General features: G+C 58.8%; 10 protein-coding genes and 2 pseudogenes. 9 read left to right on the top strand and 3 right to left on the bottom strand.

Annotation, left to right across the window (positions count from 1 at the left end):
- Positions 1–63: 63 nt before the first annotated feature.
- The gene (locus QN377_RS22580; RefSeq protein WP_095003333.1) at positions 64–840 is read right to left on the bottom strand and encodes an IclR family transcriptional regulator; all 777 of its coding nucleotides are present in this window, start codon (positions 838–840) and stop codon (positions 64–66) included.
- 171 nt (positions 841–1,011) lie between these two features.
- Here QN377_RS22580 and QN377_RS22575 point away from each other — a divergent pair, with 171 nt between their 5' ends.
- Genes QN377_RS22575 through QN377_RS22565 form a run of 3 tightly spaced genes read left to right on the top strand, consistent with a single transcriptional unit; the run spans position 1,012 to position 3,778 of the window.
- Positions 1,012–1,773, top strand: coding sequence for an ABC transporter substrate-binding protein (locus QN377_RS22575; RefSeq protein WP_095018695.1), 762 nt, complete (start codon positions 1,012–1,014; stop codon positions 1,771–1,773).
- 59 nt (positions 1,774–1,832) lie between these two features.
- On the top strand, positions 1,833–2,489 hold the full coding sequence (locus tag QN377_RS22570) for an amino acid ABC transporter permease (RefSeq protein ID WP_095003335.1): 657 nt from the start codon (positions 1,833–1,835) through the stop codon (positions 2,487–2,489).
- Positions 2,486–3,778, top strand: a complete 1,293-nt coding sequence (locus tag QN377_RS22565; protein WP_095018696.1) for an NAD(P)/FAD-dependent oxidoreductase — start codon at positions 2,486–2,488, stop codon at positions 3,776–3,778. The genes QN377_RS22570 and QN377_RS22565 overlap by 4 nt, the downstream gene beginning before the upstream one ends.
- 44 nt (positions 3,779–3,822) lie before the next feature.
- Here the strand turns inward: QN377_RS22565 and QN377_RS22560 are convergent, their stop codons facing one another.
- Positions 3,823–4,044, bottom strand: a complete 222-nt coding sequence (locus QN377_RS22560) for a YgdI/YgdR family lipoprotein (protein WP_095003337.1) — start codon at positions 4,042–4,044, stop codon at positions 3,823–3,825.
- Between the two features lie 188 nt (positions 4,045–4,232).
- Positions 4,233–4,907, bottom strand: a complete 675-nt coding sequence (locus tag QN377_RS22555) for a histidine phosphatase family protein (protein ID WP_095003338.1) — start codon at positions 4,905–4,907, stop codon at positions 4,233–4,235.
- A gap of 260 nt (positions 4,908–5,167) precedes the next feature.
- Here QN377_RS22555 and QN377_RS22550 point away from each other — a divergent pair, with 260 nt between their 5' ends.
- From QN377_RS22550 to QN377_RS22525, 6 genes and pseudogenes are all read left to right on the top strand, one after another.
- The gene (locus tag QN377_RS22550; protein WP_095003339.1) at positions 5,168–5,872 is read left to right on the top strand and encodes a YoaK family protein; all 705 of its coding nucleotides are present in this window, start codon (positions 5,168–5,170) and stop codon (positions 5,870–5,872) included.
- 80 nt (positions 5,873–5,952) lie between these two features.
- Positions 5,953–6,705 carry a histidine utilization repressor gene (gene hutC, locus QN377_RS22545; RefSeq protein WP_095018697.1) on the top strand — a complete coding sequence of 251 codons (753 nt, stop codon included), beginning with the start codon at positions 5,953–5,955 and terminating at the stop codon, positions 6,703–6,705.
- A gap of 292 nt (positions 6,706–6,997) precedes the next feature.
- Complete coding sequence (locus QN377_RS22540) at positions 6,998–8,158, top strand: CaiB/BaiF CoA transferase family protein (protein WP_095018698.1); 1,161 nt, start codon at positions 6,998–7,000, stop codon at positions 8,156–8,158.
- Positions 8,155–9,297, top strand: a complete 1,143-nt coding sequence (locus QN377_RS22535; protein WP_095018699.1) for an acyl-CoA dehydrogenase family protein — start codon at positions 8,155–8,157, stop codon at positions 9,295–9,297. The genes QN377_RS22540 and QN377_RS22535 overlap by 4 nt, the downstream gene beginning before the upstream one ends.
- Before the next feature lie 77 nt (positions 9,298–9,374).
- Positions 9,375–10,803 (top strand): annotated as a pseudogene (locus QN377_RS22530) (purine-cytosine permease family protein).
- A 36-nt stretch (positions 10,804–10,839) separates the two neighbouring features.
- Positions 10,840–10,935: pseudogene (locus tag QN377_RS22525) on the top strand (electron transfer flavoprotein subunit beta/FixA family protein); the annotation flags it as partial.

Raw genomic sequence — 10,935 nt, 5'->3', positions numbered from 1 at the left:
AGATGTGTATAAGAGACAGACCTTCGCGAGCAGGCTCGCTCCCACAGTCGTCGTATATACGGGCTACAGCGTCCTGATCGAGTTGCTGATCCCGCGGGCGCACTGAATCACTGTAGAGGCCAGTTTTTCTTCGGCTTCTTCCATGCTCCAGCGGCTGCTGGGCACCACCACATGCACCGCCGCGACCGGCAGGCCGTTACTGTTGAAAATCGGCGCGGCAATGGTCATGTCACCCAGAAACATTTCTTCCTTGTTGGTGGCATAACCCTGTTTGCGGCTGATCTGCACCCGTTCAAATATGGCGTCGGCATCGGTAATTGTATGGCGTGTCAGTTCGATCAGCTGGCTGTCTTGCAGCACACCACGGATTTCATCATCTGCCAGGCCACTCAGGTAAGCACGCCCGCCACCTGTGCAGTACATCGGGATACGGCTGCCGATAGGCATATGGATCGGGATAAATTTCGGTGCGACGAAACGTGACACGTAAACCATGTCCAGTCCGTCGGGCTCGGTCAGGTTGACCGTCTCGCCGGTGATCTGGTTGAGCTCGGCCAAGTAGGGGTTTGCCACATCTACCAATATATCGGCGGCCAGATAGTTGTAGCCGATCTCCATAACTTTGGGCGTTAACTGGAAGCGCCGGCTTTGCGGGTGTTTGCGTACATACCCGAGTTCTTCAAGGGTATGCACCATGCGTTGGGCCGAGCTTTTGCTGATGCCTGCCACCAACGCTATATCTGCCAGGGTCATGGTGCGCCGCGCCGCGCCGAAACCGCGAAGTACGGCCAGGCCCTTTTCCAGTGACTGGTTGAAAAGAGGGTTGTTGTTATCGCTCATGGCGCATCCTTGGCTTGTTTCAGGTCTATAAGTATCGATATGCGATACTTATAAATCTCTTTACGATTTAAGTAAATTGGTTATAGTCGATGGCGGCATTTTGCACCAGAGGCTGCAGGGGTTGTTGAGTGCCGTATCGCAACAATAAAAGCGACCACAGGGAGATTCGCTATGCACAAACCTTTTCAAGTGCTGACGCTGGTATGCGCAATGGCTGCCGGGTTGATTGGATCAGCCAGCGCTGTTGCAGAGCCTGTCTATAAAGTCGGGGCGACAGCAACGGGCATCCCGTTCACCTTCCTCGATATCAAGAGCGGGAAAATCCAGGGCATGATGGTCGATGCGGCCGAGGCGGTGGGCAAGGCTGGCGGGTTCGACACCGAGATCCAGCAAACCACCTTTGCGGCTCTGATCCCTTCGTTGACCACCAACAAGATCGACCTGATTTCCGCCGCCATGCTCAAAACCCCAGAGCGTGAAAAGGTTGTGCAGTATTCCGATCCGATTTTCAGCTACGGCGAAGGCCTGATCGTCAAATCTGACGACCCGAAAGAATACAAAACCATGGATGACCTGGCCGGTGAAGTGGTCGGCGCCCAGGTTGGTACGGTCTTTCTCGATGCGCTGAACAAGCACGGCGGCTTCAAGGAAGTGCGCAGCTACGACTCCATTCCTGACCTGATGCGGGACCTCAAGCTGGGCCGTATCAAGGCGGCATTCGGTGATCGCCCGATCATCGCCTACCAGTTGGCCCAGGGTAAAAACCCGGACGTAAAACTGTCGAGCACCTATGTGCCGGTGGTGATGGGCGACGTATGCCTGGTGATGCGCCAGGGCGATGCCGAGAAGCTGGCGCAGGTCAACAAGGGCATTGCCGCCATCAAGGCCGACGGCTCGCTGCAACGCATCATCGAGAAGTGGCAACTGAACTGATGATCCTGTGGCCCCCGTGTTGCGGCGGGTCACTTCTTGTAGCGGTGCGCAGGTAGTTTATGTTTCTCCAGGACGCGTTGGACTTTCTTCCAATTCTGCTCAAAGGCGCAGTGGTCACTGTGCAGGTCACTGCAGGTTCGTTCCTGCTCAGTTCAGTGATTGGCCTGCTGTTTGCGCTGATGATGGTTTCCAAGATTCGCGCCATCGCCTTGTTCGCCATCGGCGTGGTCAATGTGATTCGCGGGCTGCCGATCATCGTGCAGCTGTTTTATATCTATTTTGTGTTGCCCGACTTCGGTATCCAGCTCAGTGCCATGCAGGCTGGCGTGATCGGTCTGGGCATTGCCTATTCGGCCTATCAGGCCGAGAACTTCCGCGCGGGGATCCAGGCCATCGACCTGGGCCAGATCGAAGCCGCCGAGTCGTTTGGCATGCGCGGTCTGCTGATCATGCGCCGGATTGTGCTGCCCCAGGCATTTCGCATTGCCTTGCCGCCCTATGGCAACACGCTGGTGATGATGCTCAAGGACTCCTCGCTGGTGTCGACCATCACCGTGGCGGAAATGACCCGCCAAGGGCAACTGATTGCGTCTTCGACCTTTGAAAACATGACGGTCTACACCCTGGTTGCGTTGCTTTATCTGTCGATGAGCTTGCCGCTGTCCTATGGCTTGCGTCGTCTGGAAGGCCGCTTTGCGCTGCGGAGGCGTACATGAAAGCACCCTCGAAATTGATCTTGCCACCTTCCCTCTGGTCCGCTACGGCGCGCCCCGCGGCTCTGACCCAGGCACTGGCGGAAAACAAGCGGGTGGACGTGGCGATTGTCGGTGCCGGGTACACGGGGCTGGTGACTGCACTGCGCCTGGCAGAGTCGGGTGTCAGTGTCTGTGTGCTGGATGCGGGTGAGCCGGGTTGGGGCGCTTCGGGGCGCAACGGCGGGCAGGTCATCCCCGGCCTCAAATACGACCCCGATCAGTTGCTTGAGCGTTTTGGCGCTGAGCGTGGCGAGAAAATTATCGAAGCCTGCGGCGGTGCCGCAGATGAAGTGTTTTCGCTGATTCGCGAATACGGCATTGCGTGTGATGCCACGCGCAAGGGCTGGATTCAGCCGGCCTTTTCCAGCGCGACGATGAAGACTTTGGAGGGTCGTGCCCGCCAGTGGCAACAGCGCGGTGTAGCCGCCGAGTTGCTGGACAGTGACAGCGTATGCCAGCGCATCGGTACGCACAATTACGTGGGTGGCTGGGTTGACCCGCGGGCTGGCAGCTTGCATCCGCTTAACTATGCTCGCGGCCTGGCCAGGTCGGCACTGGGGCGTGGCGTGATGATTCACAGCGATAGCCAGGTGACGGACTTGCGCCGCATCGGCACGCAGTGGCAACTGACCACCGCACAAGGTCATAGCGTGACGGCCGAGCGTGTGGTGCTGGCTACCAATGGCTATACCGATGGCTTGTGGCCAGGGCTGCGGCAAACCGTGCTGGCGGCCAACAGTTTCCTGATTGCCACCCGACCACTGTCGCCGGAGCTGCGCAAAACCATTTTGCCGGGCGGGGAAGTGTGCTCCGATGCGCGGCGCCTGCTGCTGTACTTCAAGCAGGATGCCCAGGGGCGTGTACTGCTGGGTGGGCGCGGGCCGTTTGCCGAACCGCGGCGTGCCGAAGACTGGGCACACCTTGAACGCTCATTGATCAGCGTGTTTCCGCAGTTGGCAGGCGTGGCGATCGAATACCGCTGGAGCGGGCGTGTGGCGCTCAATCATAGTGTGTTGCCACAGTTGCATGAGCCGCAGCCAGGCCTGTCGATCCTGATGGGCTACAACGGCCGCGGCATTGCGATGGCGACAACCTTGGGCAAGCATCTGGCGGCGCGAGTTTCGGGGGCCAGCAATGACTTCCCGTTCCCTGTCACGCCGATGCGCAGAATTCCCTTCCACAGCTTGCAGCGCCTGTATGTGGCGGCGGGTATCAGCTACTACCGGTTGCTGGATGCCCTGAACGGGTAAAAGCAGGGGCAAGCGTCAACAGCCTTGGCGCTTGCCGCTGATCTTCAATCCGCCTTGATCGTTGATACATCCTCGGCCCTGACCTTTATGTGCTTGCCTGCTATATCGACGAACTCATAGAAGCCATCCTTGTTGGTGGTAGTGGGCAGGTCCTTGGTCAGGTATTGCGTGCCGTTTTGCAGGGTCACAACGCTCGGGGTCGCGCAGCCTGCCAGGCCCAGCAAGGCCACTATCAGCAGGGGTAAACCGGTAACCTTGATCTTCATGCATGTACCTTGAGCTGTTCGCAAGTTGGAGATGGGTCGCGCCGAGGTTGTTCGAGCAGCCAGCGCTGGAAAGTCAGTGTGGCATCTGACAGCGTTTTTTGCCGAGAGTGCGCCGGATGATCGGCATTTGTGCTGAAAAATTCAACCGCGCCGCCACCGCGCCGTGATCCCGGTGCGGGTGGATCAGATCAGGTCGGGCACGCCCTGGAGCCATTATTGAGGTCCTGTTTGTCGACGCGACTGAGCAGGCTGGCCTTGCCGTCTTTCCAGGTCAGGGTCAACACATACAACGAGTCAAAGTCGCCACCGGACCAGTCTTCGGTCAACGAGGTCTTCTTGCCCAGCGCCTGACTGGCGACGCTATTGATCAGTTCCGGCAAGTAGCCATGGGACCAGGCGGTGTAGATCGTTGAGCTGTGATACTGGTCGTCGGTCAGCTCTTTGGCCAGTTGGCGGGTATCGTTGGCCGAATACTCCAGATTGATCGGCAAGCCCAGTTTGATGGCGCTCGGGTTGATGGTCATCAACGGCCGTACGTAGCTGTAGGCATCATCATTGGCGCCTTCTTCAACCTGGCGCGAAGGGTTGGCTGCAAACACGTAGTCAGCCTTGCCATAGCGCTGAGGCAACAGGGTGGCCAGGTCAATCGCGCGGTTCAGTCCCTGGCAGGTGAGCTGGCCGAGGCCATCGGCGGGTTTTTCCGCATGGCGCAAAAACACCAGGGTTTGCACACCGTCTACCGGCTGGGCAAAGACGTCATCCGCATGTACCGCCAGCGCAACAGCGCCGGCAATCAGTAACAGCGGGATAGCCGCCAATGCATAGGGCTTGAGTCGAGGTTTAATCCAAACAGACTGGGTCATGGGATTCTTCTGCATACATCTGTTAAGGCTGACTGGCCTGGCACAGTGGGCATGGCAGCCCCTGTGTTGATCCTTGTCATTACTGCAAACCTGAGCCTCTTATCCTTGGCAGAAGCGTTTATTAGATGCCTTTTTCACAATTGGTTCGATTTTACCTGCGCTAGATCGGTAATTGTCCTGCAGGGTGAATGCTATGGTGGCTTTTTTGTATGACAAAATCGTTCACTCTTTAGTCTGGTATTCCTACAGAGGCTTGCGCCATGCTTCCAGCGCCACTGCGAAAACCGAGCAATCCCGTGCATCTTCGAGTACGTGCCTGGCGCGGCCGGGTAGGGCTGGCCATGGTGGCGAGCCTGTCGGTGCTGGCGGGCATGACGGACGCCATCGGCTTTTTGGCCACCGGTGATTTTGTCTCATTTATGAGCGGCAATACCACGCGTCTGGCGGTGGCCGTCGGTGACGGTGACCTGCAGATGGCGTTGCGCCTGCTGCTTGCGGTACTGGCGTTTATTGTCGGTAACGCCCTGGGGGTATTGCTGGGGCGCTGGGGCGGACGGCGCGCTTTACCCTTGATGCTGGTGATTGCGGGGTTGTTGTGTGCGGCAGCTTTGCTGCCGTTTGCCAGCCAGGTGCCGGCGTTGCTGGCAGCCATCGTGGCAATGGGCATGCTCAATGCTGCGGTGGAGCAGGTCAATGGCCTGCCGGTGGGCCTGACCTACGTGACCGGGGCATTGTCGCGTTTTGGTCGCGGGCTGGGCCGCTGGCTGCTGGGTGAGCGGCGCAGTGGCTGGCGCGTGCAACTGGTGCCCTGGACCGGGATGTTGCTGGGTGCAGTGCTGGGTGCCTTGCTGGAGGCGCAGTTCGGCCTCCAGGCCCTGCTGTTCAGCGCCGGTTTTGCGGCTGTTTTGGGCGTGTTGTCGTTGCGCATACCTCGTCGTTGGCAACGGGATTACATGCCGCGTTAATCCCTCGTTTTGCTTGACCCGGGCTGCGCGTAAACTGGCGCAGCCCGGCTGCATGCCCAGCCCTACGAACAGGAGTCGTTGTGTCCAAGTCAGTCGATGACAATTCATCCCTTGCGCCATTTTCCATCGAAAGCCCGGCACCGCTATATGCCCGGGTCAAACAGGCCATAACGCAAAAAATCCGTTCAGGGGCCTGGCTGCCCAATGCCAAGTTGCCGTCTGAGAGTGAACTGCTTGCCCAGCTGGGGGTGAGTCGCATGACCATCAATCGCGCATTGCGTGAGCTGACCATCGAAGGGCTGCTGGTGCGCATGCAAGGGGTGGGCACCTTCGTCGCCGTGCCCAAGGGCAGTGCGGCGTTGTTCGAGATTCGCAATATCGCCCAGGAAATCGCTGATCGTGGCCATGTGCACCGCTGCGAAGTGATTGTGCTCGAAGAGGTCCCGGCCAAGACCACGCCGGTGTTGCCCTTTGCCCTGGACGGGGTCAAACGCTTATTCCACTCTCTGATGGTGCACTACGAAAACGAGGTGCCGGTGCAGATCGAGGAGCGCTATATCAATGCCGAGATCGCCCCTGAGTACCTGCAACAGGACTTCACCCGCACCACAGCCTATGCCTACCTGATGAACCTGGCGCCACTGACCGGCGGCGAACATGAGGTGGAGGCGATTCATGCTACTTCCGCGCAATGCCGCCTGTTGAACGTAAAGCGCAACGAGCCATGCCTGCTGATTCGCCGCCGGACCTGGGCTGCACAGGGGTTGGTGGGGTGTGCCCGGCTGGTCTATCCGGGTTCGCGCTATCGCCTGCAAGGGCAGTGCGGTAACTGAGTACTCGCGGGTGGCCCCGTGTTACTCGCGTTACTTTTGGTGCGTTTTTGTTACCTTCCCGCCTGTTTATGCCCAAAGTTGCGGCAGTTTTTTGCATTTTTTCTGTGCGCTCATATTCCGTATTAAAAAGTTCTTAATTTTTAACTATCTGATTTAAATAGCTATTTATCTTGGTTTTGTACGTTCCTGGTTGATCTCGTTCAGGTGTTGGCCCTTCACTTGCATTCACTTGTACATACAGGTTGGTATAAGTGTGCACCTTTGTGCCGCTTGAGCATTTGAGGATGTGAAAATGAACGACAGTCCGTTTACCCGACAACTGCAAGGTGTGCGTGTGCTGGATGTCAGCCGCGTGCTGGCCGGGCCGCATTGCACCGCGATGCTGGCTGATCTGGGGGCCGACGTCATCAAGTTCGAAGTGCCCGAGGAGGGCGATGACGCCCGCCATCTGGGCCCGTTTCTGGACGGCGAAAGTGTCTACTTCGGGCTGATCAATCGCGGCAAACGCAGCGTTGAAATCGATTTTAAAAACCCGGCCGACCGCCAGCGTTTCTACGAACTGGTGGCCGATGCCGATGTCGTGGTCGAGAACTTCCGCCCCGGTGTCACTCAACGCCTGGGCATCGATTTCGACAGCCTCAAGCAGCACAACCCGCGGCTGATCTACGCCAGCATCTCCGGTTTCGGCCAGCAAGGCCCGCTGTCCAGTCGCCCGGCTTATGACATCGTCGCGCAGGCCATGTCCGGGCTGATGAGCGTTACCGGTTTCGCCGCTACCGGGCCGACCCGCAGCGGCGAGGCCATCGGCGATCTGTGTGCCGGGGTGTATGCAGCCTGGGCAATCAGCTCGGCGCTGTTTGCCCGCGAGCGGCATGCCCCGGGGGCCCAGTACATCGATGTGGCCATGTTCGACGTGTTGTTCAGCCTGCAGATGACCGGTCTGTCCAACCTGTATGCAAACGGTGTGGCGCCGGGGCTGGTGGGTAACCGGCATCCGGTATCGACGCCGTTTGATAGCTATCGCGCGGCAGACGGTCAGGTGGTGATTGCAGTGGCCAGCAATCGCTTGTTCGAGCGCCTGTGCCAATGCATGGGCCAGCCGGAGCTGGCCACCGATGCGCGCTTTGTCAACGATACCCAGCGCACCCTGAATGAGCCGGCGTTACGCGCTGTTATCGAGGCCTGGACCACACAGCACAAGGTTGAACAGTTATGCGACGGCCTGCTCGATGCCGGAGTGCCGTCTTCACCGGTGTGGGATCTGGCCCAGGCTGCGGGCAGTGAACATGCCCGTGTACGCCAGTTGCAGTTCCAGCCCGAGGGCAGCGTATTGCCGCTGGTGCCGCAACCGGTGTTCTTCAATGGCCGTAAACCCCACGCCATCACCATTGCCCCCCGATTGGGCGCAGACAACGCCGCATTTGGCTTGAACAAAGCAGGAGAGAAAGCATGAACTTTGAAATGAGCGCAGAGGAAATGGCCGTAGTTGAAAGTGCCGAGCAAGTGGCGCGTGAGGTAATTCAGCCGCTGGCCCAGCACTACGATGAAACCGAAACTTTTTGCCTGGCCAGCATCCGGGCGTTGAGCGATCTGGGTTGCATGGGCGTCAACCTGCCAGAACAATATGGCGGCCTGGGCATTGGTAGCCTGGCGATGAGCCGCGTGGTGGAAGCAGTAGCGGGTGCCTGTGCCTCTACCGCTTCGGCCATGACTGCGCATTTTCTGGCCACGGACTCGATCCTGCTGGGCGGCACCGAGGAACAGAAACATGAGTGGCTGCCACGGGCAGCCAGCGGCGAATTGCTCGGTGCCTTTGCCCTGACCGAGCCTGCGGCGGGCTCCAACCCGGCGGATATGCGCAGCCGCGCCGTACGTGAAGAAGGTGGTTGGCGGGTGCGCGGCAACAAGCACTACATCACCAATGCCAGGGAGGCCGATTTTATTGTGCTCTACGTCAAGACCGACGCAGATGCAGGTCACAAGGGCATCAGTGCCTTTATGGTGCCCCGGGGCACGGCGGGCATCAGCTTCTCCAGTCCGGAAAAAACCATGGGCCTGCGTGGCAGTACCATCTATGAACTGGCGCTGGACTGCTGGCTGCCCGAATCGGCACTGCTCGGCGTAGAAGGCCAGGGGTTCAACACGGCCATGGCGGTGCTGGACCGTGGGCGGGTGGAAGTGGCAGCCATGTCGCTGGGGATTGCCAATGCCGCCCTGCAAGCCAGCCTGAGCTGGGTGCGTGAACGGCAGATCGGGCCTAAACCGCTGGCCGCTTATCAGGGCACGCAATGGCGCCTGGCTGATATGTATGCGCAGTTCGAAAGCGCGCGCATGCTGACCATGAAAGCTGCTGCCCGGCGTGACAGCGGCGAGCGTTTCAGCCTCGACTCGGCCACCGCCAAACTGGTCGCTGCCGAATGCGCCGGGTTTATCACCGATGCTGCGCTGCAACTGCACGGTGGCTATGGCTACAGCCGGGATTTGCCGCTGGAGCGCTATGTTCGTGATGCGCGGATCTTGCGGATTTTTGAAGGCACCTCCGAGGTACAAAAAATCATTATCTCCCGTGCCCTGCTCGACGCAGCCAGATAATCCGCCGGCCAAGGATTGGAAAAGTCTTTCCCAAAACAACACGGCGCACCCCGGGTGCCAGCCTGAAGGAACTGCTTATGTCCACGCTCAACCAAGATTCACCGCGGGCCTCGCTGGTCGAACAGCGCTCTATCGATTACATCCCTGAGTCAGAGCGCCATGGGCGTCTGTTCAGCCAGTTCACCTTGTGGTTCGGGGCCAACCTGCAAGTCACTGCGATTGTCACCGGAGCCCTGGCCGTGGTGCTGGGAGGGGACGTGTTCTGGTCGCTGATCGGCCTGCTGATCGGGCAAGTGCTGGGCGGCACCATCATGGCGTTGCATGCGGCGCAGGGGCCCAAGCTGGGCCTGCCGCAGATGATCTCCAGCCGGGTGCAATTCGGCGTCTATGGCGCCGTGATCCCGATTGTGCTGGTGTGCCTGATGTATGTCGGTTTCTCGGCCAGCGGCTCGGTGCTGGCCGGGCAGGCCGTGGGGCAACTGGTGGGGGTGAGTGACTCGTGGGGCATCCTGATTTTTGCTGCCCTGATCGTGCTGCTGACCATTCTGGGCTATCGCACCATTCACATGATCGGCCGTGTGGCGAGCGTGGTCGGCGTGCTGGCGTTTTTCTACCTGTTCTACACCCTGATTGCTCAGAATGACATTGGCCTGATGCTGAGCAATAAACACTTTTCCCTGAGCAGTTTTCTGTTGGCGATATCGTTGTCAGCCTCCTGGCAGATCGCGTTCGGGCCTTATGTGGCGGACTACTCGCGTTACCTGCCGTCCAGCACCTCGTCGCTGAAAACTTTTCTGGCAGTGGGGCTGGGCTCTGTCGTCGGCTCGCAAATATCGATGGTTTTCGGTGTGTTTGTGGCTGCCCTGGCCGGTAGCCAGTTTGCCGGGCATGAGGTGGCCTACATCGTCGGCATGGGGGCGAGCGGGGCGATGGCGGCGCTGCTGTATTTTTGCGTGGTGTTCGGCAAGGTGACCATCACTACGCTCAATGCCTACGGCAGTTTCATGTCCCTGGCCACCATCGTCAGCGGCTTTCGCGGCAACCATGAAATCTCCAAGACCTTACGCCTGTTTTATATCCTGCTGATGGTAGGTTTTGCCACTGCTCTGGCCTTGCTTGGGCAGCATTCGTTCCTCAAGGATTTTTCGGCGTTTATTCTGTTTTTACTGGCTTTTTTTACGCCGTGGAGCGCGATCAACCTGGTGGACTTTTACCTCATCAGTAAAGAGCGCTATGACGTACCGGCGCTGTCTAACCCGAATGGCCGATACGGGCGCTGGAACCTGCGCGGTATTCTGGTCTACGCCTTCGGAGTGGTGGTGCAGTTGCCGTTTATCGCCACCAGCTTTTACACCGGGCCTCTGGTGGAACACCTGGGGGGGGACTGATATTTCCTGGATCATCGGCCTGACGCTGCCAGCGCTGGTGTACTACTTCGTGGCACGCAACTCGGGGCAGTCGGTGCCGGATCAACTGATTTTGCCTGTTGAGCCCGCGACGGTTTAAGAGGTTTCCAATCAAGTAGCCATAGAGGGAGCAACAATGAAGGTGCTGGCCTGTATCAAACGAGTGGTCGATTACAACGTTAAAGTGCGCGTCAAAGCGGACAACTCCGGCGTTGACCTCGCCAACGTCAAG

The sequence above is a fragment of the Pseudomonas sp. CCC4.1 genome, from assembly GCF_035019225.1.
Taxonomy (GTDB): domain Bacteria; phylum Pseudomonadota; class Gammaproteobacteria; order Pseudomonadales; family Pseudomonadaceae; genus Aquipseudomonas; species Aquipseudomonas bubulae.
Note: the sequence above shows the minus strand (reverse complement) of the source record. Positions and strands in the feature narration are given on the sequence as shown.

What these genes read in the sequence shown, in the direction of transcription:
- QN377_RS22540 (WP_095018698.1), top strand. Translation starts at nt 6,998, where the DNA reads ATGAACGACAGTCCGTTTACCCGACAACTGCAAGGTGTGCGTGTGCTG.
- QN377_RS22555 (WP_095003338.1), bottom strand. Translation starts at nt 4,907, where the DNA reads ATGACCCAGTCTGTTTGGATTAAACCTCGACTCAAGCCCTATGCATTG.
- QN377_RS22570 (WP_095003335.1), top strand. Translation starts at nt 1,833, where the DNA reads ATGTTTCTCCAGGACGCGTTGGACTTTCTTCCAATTCTGCTCAAAGGC.
- QN377_RS22575 (WP_095018695.1), top strand. Translation starts at nt 1,012, where the DNA reads ATGCACAAACCTTTTCAAGTGCTGACGCTGGTATGCGCAATGGCTGCC.
- QN377_RS22535 (WP_095018699.1), top strand. Translation starts at nt 8,155, where the DNA reads ATGAACTTTGAAATGAGCGCAGAGGAAATGGCCGTAGTTGAAAGTGCC.
- QN377_RS22565 (WP_095018696.1), top strand. Translation starts at nt 2,486, where the DNA reads ATGAAAGCACCCTCGAAATTGATCTTGCCACCTTCCCTCTGGTCCGCT.
- QN377_RS22580 (WP_095003333.1), bottom strand. Translation starts at nt 840, where the DNA reads ATGAGCGATAACAACAACCCTCTTTTCAACCAGTCACTGGAAAAGGGC.
- QN377_RS22560 (WP_095003337.1), bottom strand. Translation starts at nt 4,044, where the DNA reads ATGAAGATCAAGGTTACCGGTTTACCCCTGCTGATAGTGGCCTTGCTG.
- QN377_RS22550 (WP_095003339.1), top strand. Translation starts at nt 5,168, where the DNA reads ATGCTTCCAGCGCCACTGCGAAAACCGAGCAATCCCGTGCATCTTCGA.